Origin of the sequence: Sinomonas halotolerans, assembly GCF_039615075.1 — a bacterium.
Classification (GTDB): domain Bacteria; phylum Actinomycetota; class Actinomycetes; order Actinomycetales; family Micrococcaceae; genus Sinomonas; species Sinomonas halotolerans.
This window is the reverse complement of sequence record NZ_JBDFRB010000009.1, coordinates 23,948-42,152: the sequence shown is the minus strand read 5'-3', so window position 1 is coordinate 42,152 and position 18,205 is coordinate 23,948. Positions and strand designations below refer to the sequence as shown.

16 protein-coding genes are annotated in these 18,205 nt (G+C 70.3%); 3 read left to right on the top strand and 13 right to left on the bottom strand.

From position 1 onward, the window contains the following. Window positions 1–8: 8 nt before the first annotated feature. The 5 genes from ABCQ75_RS11105 to ABCQ75_RS11085 form a co-directional block, all read right to left on the bottom strand. Complete coding sequence (locus tag ABCQ75_RS11105; RefSeq protein WP_345885438.1) at window positions 9–410, bottom strand: cytochrome c oxidase subunit 4; 402 nt, start codon at window positions 408–410, stop codon at window positions 9–11. Continuing rightward, window positions 407–2,128 carry an aa3-type cytochrome oxidase subunit I gene (gene ctaD / locus ABCQ75_RS11100; protein WP_345885437.1) on the bottom strand — a complete coding sequence of 574 codons (1,722 nt, stop codon included), beginning with the start codon at window positions 2,126–2,128 and terminating at the stop codon, window positions 407–409. Before ctaD ends, ABCQ75_RS11105 begins: the two co-directional genes overlap by 4 nt. Window positions 2,129–2,134: 6 nt before the next feature. After that, on the bottom strand, window positions 2,135–2,992 hold the full coding sequence (gene ctaC, locus ABCQ75_RS11095) for an aa3-type cytochrome oxidase subunit II (RefSeq protein ID WP_345885436.1): 858 nt from the start codon (window positions 2,990–2,992) through the stop codon (window positions 2,135–2,137). A 222-nt stretch (window positions 2,993–3,214) separates the two neighbouring features. After that, complete coding sequence (locus ABCQ75_RS11090; protein WP_345885435.1) at window positions 3,215–3,577, bottom strand: HesB/IscA family protein; 363 nt, start codon at window positions 3,575–3,577, stop codon at window positions 3,215–3,217. Between the two features lie 135 nt (window positions 3,578–3,712). After that, window positions 3,713–5,113, bottom strand: a complete 1,401-nt coding sequence (locus ABCQ75_RS11085) for a dipeptidase (RefSeq protein WP_345885434.1) — start codon at window positions 5,111–5,113, stop codon at window positions 3,713–3,715. Between the two features lie 65 nt (window positions 5,114–5,178). On the opposite strand from ABCQ75_RS11085, the gene ABCQ75_RS11080 reads away from it, so the two are divergent. Then, window positions 5,179–5,766 carry a DUF3043 domain-containing protein gene (locus ABCQ75_RS11080; protein WP_345885433.1) on the top strand — a complete coding sequence of 196 codons (588 nt, stop codon included), beginning with the start codon at window positions 5,179–5,181 and terminating at the stop codon, window positions 5,764–5,766. Window positions 5,767–5,898: 132 nt separating this feature from the next. Here ABCQ75_RS11080 and ABCQ75_RS11075 read toward each other — a convergent pair whose 3' ends face one another. Further along, entirely contained in the window at window positions 5,899–6,978 is a 1,080-nt protein-coding gene (locus ABCQ75_RS11075; protein WP_345885432.1) for a quinone-dependent dihydroorotate dehydrogenase, read from the bottom strand. Window positions 6,979–7,050: 72 nt separating this feature from the next. Here ABCQ75_RS11075 and ABCQ75_RS11070 point away from each other — a divergent pair, with 72 nt between their 5' ends. Continuing rightward, complete coding sequence (locus ABCQ75_RS11070) at window positions 7,051–8,004, top strand: alpha/beta hydrolase (protein WP_345885431.1); 954 nt, start codon at window positions 7,051–7,053, stop codon at window positions 8,002–8,004. A gap of 24 nt (window positions 8,005–8,028) precedes the next feature. Here ABCQ75_RS11070 and ABCQ75_RS11065 read toward each other — a convergent pair whose 3' ends face one another. The 3 genes from ABCQ75_RS11065 to leuA form a co-directional block, all read right to left on the bottom strand. Next, complete coding sequence (locus ABCQ75_RS11065; RefSeq protein ID WP_345885430.1) at window positions 8,029–8,835, bottom strand: isoprenyl transferase; 807 nt, start codon at window positions 8,833–8,835, stop codon at window positions 8,029–8,031. 124 nt (window positions 8,836–8,959) lie between these two features. Continuing rightward, window positions 8,960–9,724, bottom strand: a complete 765-nt coding sequence (recO, locus tag ABCQ75_RS11060) for a DNA repair protein RecO (RefSeq protein WP_345885429.1) — start codon at window positions 9,722–9,724, stop codon at window positions 8,960–8,962. An 83-nt stretch (window positions 9,725–9,807) separates the two neighbouring features. Then, entirely contained in the window at window positions 9,808–11,556 is a 1,749-nt protein-coding gene (leuA, locus tag ABCQ75_RS11055; protein ID WP_345885428.1) for a 2-isopropylmalate synthase, read from the bottom strand. Between the two features lie 230 nt (window positions 11,557–11,786). On the opposite strand from leuA, the gene ABCQ75_RS11050 reads away from it, so the two are divergent. Beyond that, window positions 11,787–13,751 (top strand): M13 family metallopeptidase, encoded by a 1,965-nt coding sequence (locus ABCQ75_RS11050; protein WP_345885427.1) that lies wholly within the window; start codon window positions 11,787–11,789, stop codon window positions 13,749–13,751. A gap of 51 nt (window positions 13,752–13,802) precedes the next feature. Here ABCQ75_RS11050 and ABCQ75_RS11045 read toward each other — a convergent pair whose 3' ends face one another. From ABCQ75_RS11045 to ybeY, 4 genes are all read right to left on the bottom strand, one after another. Further along, window positions 13,803–15,335 (bottom strand): LCP family protein, encoded by a 1,533-nt coding sequence (locus ABCQ75_RS11045; RefSeq protein ID WP_345885426.1) that lies wholly within the window; start codon window positions 15,333–15,335, stop codon window positions 13,803–13,805. A gap of 95 nt (window positions 15,336–15,430) precedes the next feature. Next, window positions 15,431–16,390, bottom strand: coding sequence for a GTPase Era (gene era / locus ABCQ75_RS11040; protein ID WP_345885425.1), 960 nt, complete (start codon window positions 16,388–16,390; stop codon window positions 15,431–15,433). Further along, window positions 16,383–17,729, bottom strand: coding sequence for a hemolysin family protein (locus ABCQ75_RS11035; protein ID WP_345885424.1), 1,347 nt, complete (start codon window positions 17,727–17,729; stop codon window positions 16,383–16,385). The genes era and ABCQ75_RS11035 overlap by 8 nt, the downstream gene beginning before the upstream one ends. Then, window positions 17,726–18,199 (bottom strand): rRNA maturation RNase YbeY, encoded by a 474-nt coding sequence (gene ybeY / locus ABCQ75_RS11030; RefSeq protein ID WP_345885423.1) that lies wholly within the window; start codon window positions 18,197–18,199, stop codon window positions 17,726–17,728. The genes ABCQ75_RS11035 and ybeY overlap by 4 nt, the downstream gene beginning before the upstream one ends. Window positions 18,200–18,205: the final 6 nt, after the last annotated feature.

Below are 18,205 nucleotides of genomic sequence, written 5' to 3'. Positions count from 1 at the left end.
GATCAGTATCAGTGCGCGTGGTCTCCGCGGCTGTACTCGAAGACCCAGCCGACGAGTGCCACGAGTGCGAGTCCTGCGGCGACGAAGAGGATCCACCAGCCCACCGCGAGCCCGAGGAACCCACCGGCGCAGGAGAGGCCGAGGACGAGCGGCCACCAGCTCCAGGGGCTGAAGTGGCCCTGCTCGCCGGCGCCCTCGTGCACCTCAGCATCCTCGCGGTCCTCGGGGCGGAGCCCGACGCGCTTCGCGGTGACCCCGAGGTAGCTGCCGATCATGCCGGCAAGACCGCCCACGAGGAGCATGCCGAGGATGCCTACCCACTCGCTCCAGTTCGTCAGGAAGCCGTAGACCACGGCCACCGGGACGAAGAAGAAGATGCCGGTTCCAAAGAGCCAGGACTCGATTTTCACTGGGCGGTGTCCTTCCGGTTCGCGGTCACGGCTGCAGCCGTGCCGGCGTGCTGGATGGCACCGGCCATCGACAGCTCGGGGTGGTGCAGGTCAAGAGCGGGACGCTCCGAACGGATGCGCGGCAGCGACGTGAAGTTGTGGCGCGGCGGCGGGCACGAGGTGGCCCACTCGAGCGAGGCGCCGAAGCCCCACGGGTCGTCCACGGTGACCTTCTTCGCGCTGCGGGCCGTGATGTACACGTTCCAGAAGAACGGGATGAGCGACAGGCCGAGCACGAACGAGGCGATCGTCGAGAACTGGTTCATCCAAGTGAAGTTGTCCTCGACGAGGTAGTCCGCGTAACGACGGGGCATGCCCAGGACGCCGAGCCAGTGCTGGATGAGGAACGTGCCGTGGAAGCCGATCAGGAGGAGCCAGAAGTGGATCTTGCCGAGACGCTCGTTGAGCATCTTTCCCGTCCACTTGGGCCACCAGAAGTAGAAGCCGGCGAACATTGCGAAGACGACGGTGCCGAAGACCACGTAGTGGAAGTGCGCCACCACGAAGTACGAGTCGGACACGTGGAAGTCGAGAGGCGGCGAGGCCAGGATGATGCCGGTCAGTCCGCCGAAGAGGAACGTGATGAGGAAGCCGATGCTCCACAGCATGGGAGTCTCGAAGGTGAGCGATCCCCGCCACATCGTGCCGATCCAGTTGAAGAACTTCACACCGGTCGGGACGGCGATCAGCATCGTCATGAACGCGAAGAACGGGAGCAGGACGGCGCCCGTCACGTACATGTGGTGGGCCCACACGGTCACCGAGAGGGCTGCGATCGCGATCGTCGCGAAGACGAGGCCCTTGTAGCCGAAGATCGGCTTGCGGCTGAACACCGGGAAGATCTCGGAGACGATGCCGAAGAACGGCAGGGCGATGATGTACACCTCGGGGTGGCCGAAGAACCAGAACAGGTGCTGCCAGAGCACGGCGCCGCCGTTCTCCGGGTCGAACACGTGGGCACCGAAGCGGCGGTCCGCACCGAGGCCGAACAGGGCGGCAGCGAGCGGCGGGAAGGCCATGAGCACGAGGATCGACGTGATCAGCGCATTCCAGGTGAAGATCGGCATGCGCCACATGGTCATGCCCGGGGCGCGCATGCAGATGATCGTCGTGATGAAGTTGACGCCACCGAGGATGGTGCCGAAGCCGGAGAGGGCGAGGCCGAAGACCCAGAGGTCACCGCCCACACCGGGCGTGAACGTCGTGTTGGACAGCGGAGCGTAGGCGAACCAGCCGAAGGAGGCGGCACCCTGCGGGGTGATGAAGCCGGCCGTGGCGATCGTCGAGCCGAAGAGGAAGAACCAGAACGCCAGCGCGTTGAGGCGCGGGAAGGCGACGTCGGGGGCGCCGATCTGGAGCGGCATGATGACGTTCGTGAAGCCGGCGAACAGCGGCGTCGCGAACATCAGCAGCATCACGGTGCCGTGCATCGTGAACAGCTGGTTGTACTGCTCCTTGGTCTGCAGGATCTGCATGCCGGGCTCGAAGAGCTCGGCACGGATCAGCAGGGCCATGACGCCACCGAGGCAGAAGAAGACGAACGAGGCGATCAGGTACATGTACCCGATGGTCTTGTGGTCCGTGGAGGTGATCCAGTTGACGACGATGCGCCCCTTGGACTTGGGCACCACCGGCGCGCTCAGGGCGCCGGCCGAAGGCGACTGTGTATAGGTGGCCATGGTCCCTTACTTCTCGTTCAGGTTCGGGTTGCGGTCGTACTTCTCGTCGAGGAGGCCCTTCTCGAGGCCGACCAGATGCGCCTGGAACTCGGCTTCGGAGACCACCTTCACACGGAAGAGCATCTCAGAGTGGTACTCGCCGCAGAGCTCGGCACACTTCCCCTCATAGACGCCTTCCTTCTGCGGGGTGAAGTACATGTAGTTGGGCTTGCCGGGGATCATGTCCCGCTTCTGCAGGAACGCGGGAACCCAGAAGGAGTGGATCACGTCGCGGGAGGTGAGCTCGACCGTGACGCTCTTGTCCACCGGCAGGTAGAGCGTGGGGAGCTGCTCGAGGTCGTACTCCTTGCCGGTGAGGTGCGCCTGGATGCCCGACTCGTGGACGTCTTCCTTGACGATGCCGCCCTGCTCGTAGTTGAAGTCCCAGGACCACTGCTTGCCGACCACATTGACGGTCACGTCCGGGTTCGCGTTCGGGTTGTCGACGGCGCGCTGGTCGCGGTCCGTGAAGTAGAAGAACACGACGACGAGGAACAGCGGGATCGCCGTGTAGAAGATCTCGAGGGGGAGGTTGTAGCTGATCTGGCGGGGGAAGCCCGTCGCGCCCTTGCGCCGGCGGTACGCCACGATGCACCAGAGCATGAGCGCCCAGGTGATGATGCCGACGATCAGCGCCGCAATCCACGAGTTGACCCAGAGGTCCGTCAGGATGCCCGTATTGCTGGTCGTGTCCTTCTCAGTCGGCAGCCAGCCTCGCTGTACCTCGGGTGAACATCCAGACAGTGCGAGCGCGCCGGCCGCGGCGAGGGCCGTGACCGAGATGATGCGACTGCGCTGGCTGCTGGTTCGGTTCTGCGACCTCACAGACGGCCCTTCCTCTTGGTGCTTTGCTCCGGCGCTCGCACAGGCAGCCCAAACTGGCAGGCCCAGATCCGAGTGTCGGGTGACATAGTTTTACTACTCGGTGTAGAGCTTACCGCTATCGCGCGGCAATCGCCCACATGTCCCCGGCACGCCTCGGCCGTGCCCCCACGGACCCTGGAAACAGGGCAGCGGAGGCACGGCCGAGGCCTGCAGAGGGGCAACTCAGTGGAACGAGTCGCCGCACGCGCACGAGCCCTGCGCGTTGGGGTTGTCGATCGTGAAGCCCTGCTTCGAGATCGTGTCCTCGAAGTCGATCGTGGCACCAGCGAGGTAAGGAACGCTCATCTTGTCGACCACGACCTCGACGCCGTCGAAGTCCCGCACGGCGTCGCCGTCGAGGAGTCGCTCGTCGAAGTAGAGCTGGTAGATGAGGCCCGAGCAGCCACCCGGCTGCACCGAGACGCGCAGACGCAGGTCGGTGCGGCCCTCCTGCTCGAGGAGGCTGCGGACCTTGCCCGCGGCGACATCGGTGAGGGCCACCTCGTGCGAGGCCAGCGCCTCGGACTCGTTGGTTGCAGTGCTCATTGTGTACCTTCTCTCCTTGGCCGGGCTGCCCAACCCTCGGGTGACTGTGGCCTCCGGCTGACTTCGGCCTTCTGTCCATGCTACGACCGAAGTGTGAGGGTCTGCTAACCCCATGTAGCCGACGTCACACGCCGCCTACCGCCGGAGCCCGGCGAGCAGCAGAGCCTCGGCGAGGATGCACTTCTCGAAATCGCCCACATGCAGCGACTCGTTGGCGCTGTGGGCCCGCGAGTCGGGGTCCTCGACGCCGGTGATGAGCACGTCCGCGTCGGGGAAGACCTCCGTGAGGTCCGCGATGAAGGGAATGGAGCCGCCCATGCCCATGTCCACCGCGTCCGTCCCCCAGGCTGCGGAGAGCGCCCAGTGGAGCGTTCGGGCCGCCTCGGTCGAGGTGTCCGCGAGGAACGCGCTCCCCGTCTCCCCCGGTGTGAAGCGCAGGTGCGCACCGAAGGGCACGTGCTCCTCGAGGTGGCGGCGCACCGCCTCCAGAGCGGCGGCCGGGTCCTGGCCGGGCGCGAGGCGCAGGCTGAACTTGGCCCTCGCCGCCGGCTGGACCGTGTTCGATGCCACCGCGACCGCCGGCACGTCGATGCCGATGATCGAGAGCGCGGGCCGGGTCCACAGCCGGGCGGCGATGCTCCCGCTCCCGGCGAGGGCCACGCCGTCGAGCACCGAAGCGTCGCGCCGGTACTGCTCCTCCGGATAGTCGACCTCGGGATCGTCCCCCGCGACGAGCCCGGCGACGGCGACGTTCCCCTCGTCGTCGTGCAGCGTCGCGATGAGCCGGGCGAGGAGCGTGGGCGCGTCGAGGACGGGGCCTCCGAAGACGCCCGAGTGCACCGCGTGGGCGAGCACGCCGACCTCGAACGTGCCGTCCACGAGGCCCCGCAGGCTCGTCGTCACGGCGGGCTTTCCCACGGCCCAGTTGCTCGAGTCCGCGACGACGATCACGTCCGCAGCCAGACGGTCGCGGTAGGCCTCGAGGAACGAGCGGAAGCTGGGCGAGCCCGCCTCCTCCTCGCCTTCGATGAAGAGGGTGATGCCCACCCCGCCCTGCCCGGGCGAGGCCTCGGCGAGTGCCCGGCAGGCTGCGAGGTGCACGAGGATCCCTGCCTTGTCGTCTGCCGCGCCGCGTCCGTAGAGCCGCCCGTCGCGCTCGGTCGCCACGAACGGTTCCGATTCCCACAGGTCCCGCTCCCCCGGCGGCTGGACATCGTGGTGTGCGTAGAGCAGGACTGTCGGCTGTCCTGGGGCGGGCGCACGGTGGGCGACGACGGCCGGTCCGCCGGGCGTGCCGTCCGGCTTCGGGGCACGGAGGATCTCGGCGTCGTCGAAGCCCGCGGCGCGCACGAGGCCGAGGACCGCCTCCGCGCTGCGCTCGAGCTGCTCCGCCGGGAAGGACGGCCAGGCGATGCCGGGCACGGCGACGAGGGCGGCGAGCTCGGCGAGGGTCTCGGGGAAGCGGCGGCCGACGGCGTCCCGCAGGGCGGTGACGGCGCCCTCGGCGACGGCGGGCTGGGCAGACTGTGAAAACATAACTTCACACTACGCGGGGCCGTGGCCCGGCTCAATGCCTGCCCCGCGGCCGGTATCCTGAGGTGGTGTTTGGACGCAAGAACGAGACCCCCGCCGAGAAGCCCGTCATGCCCGCGGAATCGGAGGCGGCCCCCCGAGGGGGCAAGGGCGCCCCGACCCCCCGCCGCAAGGACCAGGAGGCGGCACGGCGCAGGCCTCTCGTGCCCACTGACCGCAAGGCCTCGAAGGCGGCCGAGCGCCAGGCGGCCGCAGAAGAGCGCCTGCGCGTGCGCCGCGCCCTCGAGACCGGCGACGAGCGCAATCTCCCGTGGCGCGACCGCGGCCCGCAGAAGCGCTTCGCCCGCGACGTGGTGGACGCCCGCTTCAACCTCGGCGAGTACCTCATGTTCGCGGCCCTCGTCTTCGTCATCGCCTCGTTCGTCGTGCCGCAGGACAGCACGGCGCAGGTGTACATCCTCACGGCGTTCTGGGGCGTGTTCCTGCTCGTCTTCGCGGACACGTTCTGGCTCTCCCGCCAGCTGAAGAAGCGCCTCGTGGCGAAGTTCGGCGAGGTCGAGCGCGGCACCGTGTGGTACGGGAGCATGCGTGCCCTGCAGTTCCGCCCGCTGCGCCTCCCCAAGCCGCAGGTCAAGCGCGGCCAGTACCCGGCCTGAGCGGGAGTACCCCGGCCTGAGTCGGGAGTACCCGGCCTGAGTCGGCCTCCTCCGGACCGCCAAGCACGACGGCGCGGCACCCACCCGGGTGCCGCGCCGTCGTCGTCTTCCGCCCGCTGTGCGCGGGCCTGCTCAGGCGACCGTGGCCGCCATGGTGCGCGCGAGGCCCCGATTGACGTGCGCGGCCCAGAACGGCCCCTCGTAGAGGAACGCCGTGTAGCCCTGCACGAGCGATGCGCCGGCGTCGAGGCGCTCCCGCACGTCGTCGGCGGTCTCGACGCCGCCGACGGCGACGAGGACGAGCCCGTCCCCCACCGCCGCCCTGAGCCGGCGGAGCACCGCGAGCGAGCGCTCCTTGAGCGGGGCGCCGGAGAGGCCGCCGGCGCCGGCCGCCTCGACCTTCCCTGCCGGGCTGGCGAGTCCGTCGCGCCCGATGGTCGTGTTGGTCGCGATGATGCCCTCGAGGCCCGTCTCCAGCGCGAGCCGCGCGACATCGTCGACGTCCTCATCACTCAGGTCCGGCGCGATCTTGACCAGCAGCGGGACGCGGCGGCCCGCAGCGCGCTCGGACTCCTCGCGCACGGCGGTCAGCAGCGGCCGCAGGGACTCGACGCTCTGGAGGAGCCGGAGGCCGGGCGTGTTGGGAGAGCTCACATTGACCACGAGGTAGTCCGCCACCGGCGCGAGCAGCCGCGTGCTGAAGCGGTAGTCATCCACGGCGTCCTCGAGCTCGACAGCCTTGGTCTTTCCGATGTTGACCCCGATGACGGGGCGGCGGTCCCCGTAGCGCTCCTGGAGGGCAGCGCGGGCCGCGGCGATCCGGGGTGCGACGGCCTCGGCGCCGTCGTTGTTGAAGCCCATCCGGTTGACGACCGCGCGGTCCTCGACGAGGCGGAAGAGCCGAGGGGCCGGGTTGCCGGGCTGGGGGCGGCCAGTGATGGTGCCGACCTCGACGTGCCCGAAGCCGAGCTCGACGAGCGCCTCGATGCCCTTCCCCTCCTTGTCGAACCCGGCCGCGAGGCCGAACGGCGACGGGAACGCGAGGCCGAACGCCTCGGTGCGCAGCGAGGGGGCCGGCGCGGTGAAGCGCTCCAGGACACGGCCGAGCCCGCAGGCGTGGACCGCTCGGATGGCGCCGAAACCGAGGCGGTGGGCGCGTTCGGCGTCCATCCACGAGAAGGCGGCCCGGAAGAAGAGGGGGTAGAAGCGCATGACCCCAGTTTCGCGCCACGCCGCCCCGTTCCCAAATGCGCTGCACTCCCTCCGGGGCGTAGCCTCGCATGCATGGGGCAGCAGGACTGGGCGCCCGACTTCCTCGGCCCCGGATTCGAGGCGCGGGCGCTGGGCGACGGGTCCCACGGGCCGCTCGGCGTCCTCGTCCGCCACATGCCGGCCGGCCCGGCGGACCCAGAGGCGCCCCCGCACGCCCCTCTCGTCTACGTCCACGGCTGGAGCGACTACTTCTTCAATGCAGAGCTGGCCCGCTTCTCCTCCTCGCGGGGCCGCCCGCTGTACGCCCTCGACCTCCCAGGCCACGGCCGCAGTCTCGCCGGGCCCGGAACTCCCGGGTTCGTCGGCTCCTCGGGGCACTACCTCGAGAGCGTGGGCGCCGCCGTCCAGGCGGCATCCGAGGCGTCCGGCGTTGAGCCCGTGCTCATGGGCCACTCGGCCGGAGGCCTCGCCGCGGCCCTGTTCGCCCAGCGGGAGCCGGGCGCACTGGCCGGGCTGGTCCTGAGCAGCCCGTGGCTCGTGCCCCACCTCGGGGACCGCCCGGCGCGCGTCCTCGAGGGCGTCCTCGGCCGCGCCGCCCGGACCCGGCCCGAGGCGCCCATCCCCTTGCCTCCGCGCGGCCACTACTGGCGCGCGGTCGCCCGCGAGGCCGGCGGCGAATGGGACCTGGACGCGGCGCTCCGCCCCAGGCACGCGTTCCCCGTGCGAGTGGGCTGGCTCCACGGAGTCCTCGAGGCCCAGCGATCGCTGCGTGCCGGGCCGGCCATCGAGGTCCCGACGCTCCTGCTCGCCTCCGCCTCCTCGGACCTGGGCCTCTTCTGGCGTGAGCGGATGCGGCGCACCGACGCTGTGCTCCCGGTGGGACCGATGCTGCTCGCTGCCGGGGCGCTGTGCCGCCGGCTCGAGGTGGCGCGGATCGAGGGCGGCCTGCACGACGTGCTGCTCTCCGCGCCCGGCGTGCGCCGCGAGGCCTACGCGCGGCTCGCTCAGTGGCTCGAAGGGGTCTGAGCCCCAGTCGAGAGCGCTTGGGCCTCAGATGGCGGGGGCGCGGTCCACAGCGCCGCCGTACCTGCGGTCGCGGCGCGCGTAGACCTCGACCGCCTCCCACAGCGTGCGCCGGTCCACGTCCGGCCAGAGCGTGTCCATGAACACCATCTCGGCGTACGCGGACTGCCACAGCAGGAAGTTGCTCAGGCGCTGCTCCCCCGAGCTGCGCAGGAACAGGTCCACATCGGGCAGGTCAGGCTCGTCGAGGTAGCGCTGCACGGTCTTCTCGTTCACCGCACGCGGGCTCAGCCGCCCGTCCGCCACGTCGCGAGCGATGGCGGCCGCGGCGTCGGCGATCTCGGCACGCCCGCCGTAGTTCACGCACATCGTCAGGTGGCACACGGTGTTGGAGCGCGTGAGCTGCTCGGCGTCCTCGAGCTCGCGGATGACCGACCCCCACAGGCGCGGACGCCGTCCCGCCCAGCGGATCCGCACGCCCCACGAGCCCAGGGTGTCGCGCTGGCGCCGCAGCACCTCCTTGTTGAAGCCCATGAGGAAGCGGACCTCCTCGGGCGAACGCTTCCAGTTCTCGGTCGAGAACGCGTAGACGGACACGTACTCGATGCCGAGCTCGATCGCGCCGGCCACCACGTCGAGGAGCGCAGGCTCCCCTGCCTTGTGGCCCTCGATCCGCGGCAGGCCGCGCTCGTTGGCCCAGCGGCCGTTGCCGTCCATGACGATGGCCACGTGCCGCGGCACGAACTCGGCGGGGATCGCCGGTGCCGTCGCACCGCTCGGGTGCGGGAAGGGGCGCACGACGGCGGCAGGCTGGCTGGGCTTTCGGGGAGTCATCACGTGGTGGTCACCGTCCGGGAGTGGTCTGGGGGGAACTGGGCGCTGGCTGGAAGGGACTGGCCCCAGGCTGGGAGGGACCGTGGTCGAGGAGAGAGCCTGCCCGAGAGCGCCAATGCCGCACTCACAGGTCTGTGGGCTCGCGCTCGACGAGCCGCAGGGACCCCACCGCACGCTCGAGATGCCATTGGGCGTAGGCGGCGACGAGCCCCGCCGCCTCCCGGCGATGGACTGCCTCCGATGCGTCGGCAGCGGCCCAGTCCCCGGCCAGGAGCGCCGCAAGGAGGCTCACCGTCTCCGGCGCGGGCGCCGGGGAGCCGGGGGGCCGGCATGCCGTGCAGACGATCCCGCCGAGCGCAGCGCTGAACGCACCGTGCGGGCCCGGCTCGCCGCACCGGGCGCAGTCGGTGAAGGACGGTGCCCATCCGGCCGTGGCAAGGGCCCGCAGCATGTACGAGTCGAGGATGAGACCCGGCGCATGGGCGCCCCTGCTCAGCGCGGCCAGGGCCCCGACGAGGAGCTGGTACTGGGAGGTGGCGCCGTCCCCGTCCGAGGCGGTGAGCCGCTCAGCGGTCTCCGCCATCGCGGCCGCCACGGTGTAGCGCGAGTAGTCTGCTGCGATGGCGGCCCCGTAGCCGGCCCTCGCGGCGGCCTGCCCCACGACGTCCAGGGATCGGCCGTGCACGAGCTGGACGTCCGTGACCATGAACGGTTCGAGCCGGGACCCGAATCTGCTTCCCGTGCGGCGGACGCCGCGGGCCACCGCCCGGACGAGCCCGTGGTGCTTGGTGAGGATCACGACGATCCGGTCCGCTTCCCCCAGCTTGTGGGTGCGCAGGACCACCCCGTCATCCCGGTAGCTGCGCGCGGCGAACGTCGACTCGGCCATCGGGCCATTCTCCCACGGAGCGGACGACGGCGGCGGGCGACCCGCGCACGCGCGGTGCCTGCCGCCGTCGTCCGTGCCGGCCGTCAGACCGCGGCGGCGTCCCGCAGTGCCCGGTTGACCGCCGAGATGACGGCCTTGAGCGAGGACATCGACGTGTTGGAGTCGATGCCCACGCCCCACAGCACGCGGTCGCCCACCGCGCACTCGACGTACGCGGCGGCGCGGGCGTTGCCGCCCTCGGAGAGCGCATGCTCGCTGTAGTCGAGGACCCGCACGTCCACGCCCTCGGCAGAGAGGATGTCCAACAGCGCCGCGATGGGGCCGTTGCCCGTGCCGGTCCGGCGCACCTGCGAGCCGTCGATGCGCAGGGTCGCATGCAGCGTCATCGTGCCGTCCTCGGCCGTCTCGGTGTTCACCGAGGAGAGCGCGAACTTCCCCCACGGCGCGCTGCCGTCGCCCGAGGCGGACGGCAGGTACTCGTCGCTGAAGATGCGCCACAGCTCCGCGGCGCTGACCTCTCCGCCCACCGTGTCGGTGCGGCGCTGGATGACGCCCGAGAATTCGATCTGCGCGCGCCGCGGCAGGTCGAGGTGGTGCTCGTTCTTGAGCAGGTACGCCACGCCGCCCTTGCCCGACTGGGAGTTGACGCGGATGACGGCCTCGTAGGTGCGGCCGAGGTCCTTCGGGTCCACGGGCAGGTACGGGACCTGCCACGTGAACTCCTCGACGGCCTTTCCGGCGGCCGCGGCATCACGCTCGAGGGCCTCGAAGCCCTTCTTGATCGCGTCCTGGTGGGAGCCGGAGAACGCCGTGAAGACGAGGTCGCCGCCGTACGGGACGCGCTCCCCCACGGGCAGCTGGTTGCAGTACTCGACCGTCCGGCGCACCTCGTCGATGTCCGAGAAGTCGATCATCGGGTCGATGCCCTGGACGAAGAGGTTCAGCCCGAGGGTCACGAGGTCCACGTTGCCCGTGCGCTCGCCATTGCCGAAGAGGCAGCCCTCGATCCGGTCCGCTCCGGCCAGGTAGCCGAGCTCGGCGGCGGCGACGCCCGTGCCGCGGTCGTTGTGCGGGTGGAGCGAGAGGATGATGCCCTCGCGCGGGTGCAGGTGGCGGCTCATCCACTCGATCGAGTCCGCGTACACGTTCGGCGTGGCCATCTCGACCGTGGCCGGCAGGTTGATGATGACCTGGCTGTCCGCCGAGGCTTCGAAGATCTCGGCCACCTTGTTGCACACCCGGGCCGCGTACTCGAGCTCCGTCCCCGTGAAGGACTCGGGCGAGTACTCGTAGGTGATGTGCGTGTCCGGGACCGTCTCCTCGTACTTCTTGCACAGGAGGGCGCCCTGGACGGCGATGTCCAGGATCCCGTCCTCGTCCTGGTTGAACACGACGCGGCGCTGGAGCACCGACGTGGAGTTGTAGAGGTGGACGATCGCCTGCTTCGCGCCGGCGATCGCCTCGTAGGTGCGCTCGATCAGGTGCTCGCGCGCCTGGGTCAGCACCTGGATCGTGACGTCGTCGGGGATGTGGCCGCCCTCGATGAGCTGGCGCACGAAGTCGAAGTCGGTCTGGGAGGCGGAGGGGAACCCGACCTCGATCTCCTTGTAGCCCATGGAGACGAGGAGCTTGAACATCTTCAGCTTGCGGGCCGGGCTCATGGGGTCGATGAGTGCCTGGTTGCCGTCGCGGAGGTCCACGGCGCACCATCGCGGGGCCTTCTCGATCCGCTTGTCGGGCCACGTCCGGTCGGGCAGTTCGACGGTGATCTGCTCGTGGAACGGTACATAGCGGTGGACGGGCATGCCCGAGGGCTTCTGAGCGTTGCGCATGGTTTTACTGTAGGCCTTTCTTCGTCGCTGGGATCCACGGCAGCCGGGGCACGTGAGGACTCCGCGGCGGGGGTCCGGCCTCGCTGGATCAGCGACTAGTTGGCCCCGCCACGGCAGCTAAGAAGAAGCAGCGCGTTCGGCACACGGCCACGATAGCACCACGCGCACGGCCTCCTGCCCTCCAGGCGCGGCCGCTGCCTAAGATGAAGCGACCGACCCCAGGAGGCACCATGACCAGCCCGAGCGCGCCGTCCGGCGTCGACCGCGAGTACTTCGACGAGGACGTCCGGCCCCAGGACGACCTGTACCGCCACGTCAACGGCGGGTGGCTCGCGTCCACCTCCATCCCCGACGACCGCGCACTCGTGGGGACGTTCGTCCAGCTCCGCGACCGCTCCGAGGCAGATGTGCGCGAGCTCATCGAGGAGCTCGCAGCCGGCCAGCATCCGCCGGGCACCGACGAGGCGAAGATCGGCGCGTTCTACCGTTCCTTCATGGACGCCGAGGAGGCAGAGCGGCTCGGCGCCGGCCCCCTCCGCCCGCTCCTGGATGCGGTCGACGCCGTCACGGACGTCGAGTCGCTCGTCGCGGCCTCCGCGCGGCTCGGCAGGGCCGGCGTTGACGGCCTCCTCGGCTTCTACGCGGCGCCGGACGCGGGCGACCCCGAGAGGGTCCTGCTCTACGTGTCCCAGAGCGGCCTCGGCCTACCCGACGAGTCGTACTACCGCGAGGACAAGTTCGCCGAGACTGTCACGGCGTACACCGAGTACCTGGAGGACATGTTCGCCCTGCTCGGGTCCACCACCGCGGCGCAGGACGCCGACGACGTGCTGGCACTCGAGCGGCGCATCGCGTCGCTGCACTGGGACCGCGTGAGCCTGCGGGACCCCCAGAAGACCTACAACCTGCGCACCGGGGACCAGGCCGCCGAGGCCTTTGCCCACTTCCCGCTCTGGGCGCGCGAGACCGGGGTGGGGTCGGACGCCTGGGCCGAGCTCGTCGTCGGAAACCCCGACTACCTCGCCGGGATCGCCGCACTCCTCGAGGAAGTGCCGCTGCGGTCCTGGAAGCTGTGGCTCACCGGGCACCTCCTGGGCGCGGCGTGCCCGTACCTGTCATCGGCATTCGTGGACCGCCACTTCGCGTTCTACGGCACCGTGCTCTCCGGCACGCCCCAGAACCGGGAGCGCTGGAAGCGTGGCGTCGCCGCCGTCGAGGCAGGCCTCGGGATGGCGGTGGGGCGCCTCTATGTGGACCGGCACTTCCCCGCCGCCCACAAGCACGAGATGCAGGAGCTCGTGGACAACGTCGTCGAAGCGTACCGGGAGAGCATCTCGGTGCTGCCGTGGATGGGCCAGGAGACCCGCGAACGAGCCCTTGAGAAGCTCGCTGCGTTCCGTCCCAAGATCGGCTATCCGGACGAGTGGATCGACTTCTCCGCCGTGGACATCGAGGACGGCGACCTTCTGGGCAACGTCCACCGGGCCCACGCCGGCGAGCTGGACCGGCTCCTCGACGAGATCGGCAAGCCCGTGGACCGGGTCAAGTGGCTCATGACGCCCCAGACGGTCAACGCCTACTACCACCCGCTCATGAACGAGATCGTGTTCCCCGCCGCGATCCTGCAGGAGCCGTTCTTCCACCCGGACGCGGACCCGGCGGTCAACTACGGCGGCATCGCCGCGGTGATCGGCCACGAGATCGGGCACGGCTTCGACGACCAGGGTTCGCAGTTCGACGGCAGCGGCGCCCTGCGGAACTGGTGGACCGACGAGGACCGCGGCGCGTTCGAGGCCCTGACCGCCCGGCTCGTGGACCAGTTCGGCTCCCTCTCACCGGCCGAGGCTCCGGGCCACACAGTGAACGGGCGGCTGACCCTGGGCGAGAACATCGGGGACCTCGGCGGGCTCGGCATCGCCTACAAGGCCTACGAGCTGAGCCTCGGGGGCGGGGAGGCGCCCGTGATCGAGGGGCTGAGCGGGGCGCAGCGCTTCTTCATCTCATGGGCCACCGTCTGGCGGCAGGTGTGCCGGCCCGAGGAGACCGTCCGCAGGCTCTCGATCGACCCGCACTCCCCCAACGAGTTCCGCACCAACGCGATCGTGAAGAACCTCGACGCCTACCACGCCGCGTTCGGGGTACAGCCCGGGGACGCGATGTGGCTCGAGCCCGAGGAGCGGGTCACCATCTGGTGACCCGGGCGTCGGAGCGGGCCGCCTCCTGGCGGCCCGCTCCACCGGTTGGGCTCAGTAGCCGTAGGCCGACTGGCACGTCTTCTCTGCGGCGGTCTGTGCCACGACGTCCTTGGGGACCTTCGCCACGAACCTGTCACCGCTCGTGAAGTCCGCGCCGGCGTAGAGCTGCACGCCGTAGATGGCAGTGGAGGGCTGGACCTGCGCTGCGGGCAGCTTGAAGCGTGCCGCGATGTCTGCCGCGACGTCCTCGAAGCCCACGCTGTAGTAGACGGTGGTCGCGGCAGCGGGCTCGGCGTCGAAGAGCGTGGCCGACGCGAACCCGTCCTTGGCGAGGTACTCGAGGAGCTGCTTCCCCCGTCCCACGGCGCCGGTCCCGTCGGCGACCGCCACCGGCTGGGTCGAGGCGTCGTAGGCCCGCGTGCTCGGGGCCGTCGGCGCAGGGGCGCCGCTCGGCGGGGGGGTCGCCGAGGGGGTGGACGTGGGCGCCGGCGCGTCCGGCGCAGTGAGGTCGCGTCCGTCCCGCAGGGCCTGGAAGAGCCCCTCCGCATCGGGTTCCTTGAGCTGGACCCTCGCGGGGTCTGCAGGGTACTCCTCGATCGGGACGGTCACGAAGGCTACCTTCGCGAGGTCGACGTCCTTGAGGCGGTTGCCGATCGTGAGCAGCGACTGGGGGTTCGCGAGGGGGCTGTCCACCGTGAGGTTGCGCGTGATGGTGTCCGCGATGCCGAGCATCTTGGGGACATTCCCGAGGGTGCCGTCGGAACGGACCTTGCGGGCCAGGGACGCCAGGAAGGTCTGCTGGCTCTTGATCCGGGAGAGGTCGCTGCCGTCGCCCACGCCGTGGCGGCTGCGCAGGAACGCCAGGGCCTGCTCGCCCTTGATCGTGTTCTGGCCCGCGCGCAGCTTGAGCCCGGAGTAGCTGTCGTCGATATCCGCGTTGACGCACACCTGGACGCCGCCGATCGTGTTGGACAGTTCCTTCACGGCGTTGAAGTCCGCGATGAGGAAGTGGTCGATCGTCAGGCCCGTGATGCTGTTGAGCGCATCGACGGTGCAGCCGGGGCCTGCGAGGGACATCGAGGAGTTGAGCTGGCCCACCGGCACCGCGTTGTGCTTGACCCCCGTCTCGGAGTCCTCGCACGCGGGGATCGGCACCATGAGGTCGCGCGGGAAGCTCACCATGGTGATGCGCTGGTTGTCCTCAGGGATGTCCATGAGGATCATGACGTCCGCGTTGCCCGTCCCCGCGCTGTCCTCCGCCGTGCCGTACGCGGAGTTCGCACCGTCGCGCGTGTCCGTGCCGACGATGAGGATCTGCAGGCGGTCGGTCGCGTCGCTCGAGGCATCGGCCGTCCCGGTGCCCGCGGACAGCGGCGCCTGGCGCAGGTTGGTCTGCAGGCGCAGGAACCAGTAGCCGGCCAGCACGAGGACACCGACCAGGGCGACTGCCACGACGACGGCGGCGATGCGCAGGGCCCGGTGCCGCGCGCCGGTGCTGAGATGCCGCGGTGTGGGTCCTGCGCCGAGGGGGGCGTGGTGCGCACCGGCCCGGTGGGCCAGTGCGGCGTCAGGACGTCGAGCCACGGAGAGGCCTTCCTACGGTTTCAGGGGTCAGTACATCGTACCGGCCGGCCCTGAATACCTGCTGTGAACGCGCTTCCATCCAGGACCTCGGGGCTCTAGAAGCCGAGGCGGCCGAGCTGCTTGGGGTCGCGCTGCCAGTCCTTGGCCACCTTGACGTGGAGGTCGAGGTAGACGCGAGTGCCGAGGAGCGCCTCGATCCCCCGCCGGGCGGTGGTGCCGACCTCGCGCAGGCGGGAACCGCCCTTGCCGATGATGATCGCCTTCTGGGACGGCCGCTCGACGAAGAGGTGCACGCGCACGTCCAGCAGGGGGTTGTCCTCAGTGCGGCCTTCGCGCGGCAGGATCTCCTCGACCACCACGGCCAGGGAGTGCGGGAGCTCGTCGCGGACGCCCTCGAGCGCGGCCTCGCGGATGAGCTCGGCCACCATGACCGCTTCGGGCTCGTCCGTGAGCTCGCCGTCCGGGTACAGCGGCGGCGAGGGCGGCATGTGGGAGATGAGCACGTCCTGGACGGTCCTGACCTGATAGCCGTCCTTGGCCGACACGGGGACGAGCGCAGTCCACCCCTCGCCTCCGAGGACCTCACGGCCCAGTGCATCGACGGCGAGCAGCTGCTCAGCGAGTTGGGCGCGGTCCACGAGGTCGGCCTTCGTCACGATCGCCACGATCGGTTTGCGGCCGACGGCGGCGAGCTGGTTCGCGATGAAACGGTCCCCCGGGCCGATGCGCTCGTTCGCCGGAAGGCAGAAGCCGATCGCGTCGACTTCAGAGAGCGTGTCGGCCACGAGGTCGTTGAGCCGCTGGCCGAGGAGGGTCCGCGGCCGGTGCAGGCCAGGGGTGTCCACGAGGATCAGCTGTCCGTCCTCGCGGTGCACGATCCCGCGGATGGTGTGCCGCGTGGTCTGCGGCTTCGCGGACGTGATCGCGACCTTCTGGCCGACAAGCGCATTCGTGAGGGTCGACTTCCCGGCGTTGGGGCGGCCGACCAGCACAGCGAATCCCGCCCGGTAGTCCTCGGCCGTCTGGCCGGCATTCATGCGGTGGGTTTCAGCCATGGTGGTCCTCTGCTTCTCGGGCAACGGGAGCTTGCTCGGCGTCGTGGGGTGCTGGGGTGGATGCGGGCTCGGGGGCGCGTTCGGCCAGGATGTGGCTGATGCGGTTGCGCCGGCCCTCGATCCGCTCGGCCGTGAGCCGGATCCCGTGGATGTCCGCCGTGCTCCCGACGATGGGGACGCGGCCCAGGCCCTTCGCGAGGAGCCCGCCGACGGTCTCGACCTCGTCATCCTCGAGGTCGACGCCGAAGAGCTCGCCGAGGTCGTCGAGGCTCATCCGGGCGGCGATGCGGAACCGGCCGGGCTCGAGGAGCACCGCCTCTGCGGCATCGACGTCGTACTCGTCGACGATCTCGCCCACGAGCTCCTCGATGAGGTCCTCAAGGGTCACGAGCCCCGCCGTGCCGCCGTACTCGTCCACGACGATCGCGAGGTGGATCGACTCGCGCTGGAGCTCGGTGAGGAGGTCGTCGACCGGCTTGGACTCGGGCACGAACCGGGGCTCGCGTGCGAGGAGGTCGACGGCGGTCGCCGCCGCCTGGCCGTAGCCGCCCTCCCGGGCCGGCGACCGGTGGAGGTGTGCAGCGACGTCCTTGAGGTAGAGGACGCCCCGCACGTCATCGAGGCTCTCGCCGAAGACCGGCACACGGGAGCAGCCCGAGCGCAGGAAGAGCGACATCGCCTGGGCGGCCGTGGAGCCGGACTCGATCGCGACGATGTCCGTGCGCGGCACCATCACGGCTCGCACGAGCGTCTCGCCGAGCTCGAACACGGACTGCAGGAGCTCGGCCTTCTCGTCCTCGAAGTCCTCGGCGTCGCTCGCGCGCTCCACGAACTCGCGCAGCTCGGTGGCGCTGTAGGTCGCGTCCTCGTGGCGCGGGTCGGCGCCGCTGGCCGAGCTGCCGAGGGAGACCAGCCACGCCGGGATGGGTCCGAGGACGAGGCGGAGGGCGCGCACGAGCGGAGCAGCGGCCGAGGCGATGGGCAGGGCGTGCAACCGTCCGAGCTGCCTCGGCGACACTCCGACGAGGAGGAACCCGACGAGGGCCATGGCGGCAGTGGCCGTGAGGCCGGCAAGCCACACGTTGCCGAGCCAGCTGTGCGCGAGCACGGCGACCGCGACAGCGCCCGCCGTCTCGAACCAGATGCGCCAGAAGCGCAGGGCCTGGAGGTGCGGGACAGGGTCCTCGACCACGCGGGCGAGGGCAGGCGCCGTGCCCGTCTCGATCCGCTCCTCGGCGTCGTGCCGTGGAAGGAAGGCGAAGGCGGCCTCGGCGGCCGCGAGGAACCCGGCGAGCGTGACGAAGACGAGCGCGAGCGTGATGAGCAGGACGGTGGTCACGCCACCGTCTCGCTGGGGGCGGGCCGGCCGAGGAACTCGGTCAGGAGTTCGCGCTGCATCCCGAACATCTCCTCGCGCTCCTCGGGCTCCGCATGGTCGAACCCGAGGAGGTGGAGGATGCCGTGGGTCGTGAGCAGGAGCATCTCGTCCTCGACCGAGTGCCCACCGCGGGCCGCCTGCTCGGAGGCGACCTGCGGGCACACCGCGATGTCGCCGAGCATGCCCTGGGGCGTGGGACGTCCCGGCATCCCGGGCGTGAGCTCGTCCATCGGGACGGAGAGGACGTCGGTGGGGCCCGGCTCGTCCATGAGCTCGAGGTGGAGCCGCTCCATGGCGTCCTCGTCGACGAGCAGGATGGACAGCTCGGTCTGGGGGTGCAGCCACAGACGGTCGAAGACGAACCGGGCGAGGCGGACGAGCTCCTCGGCGTCGACCTGGACTCCGGACTCGTTGTTGACTTCGATGCTCACGGTTCC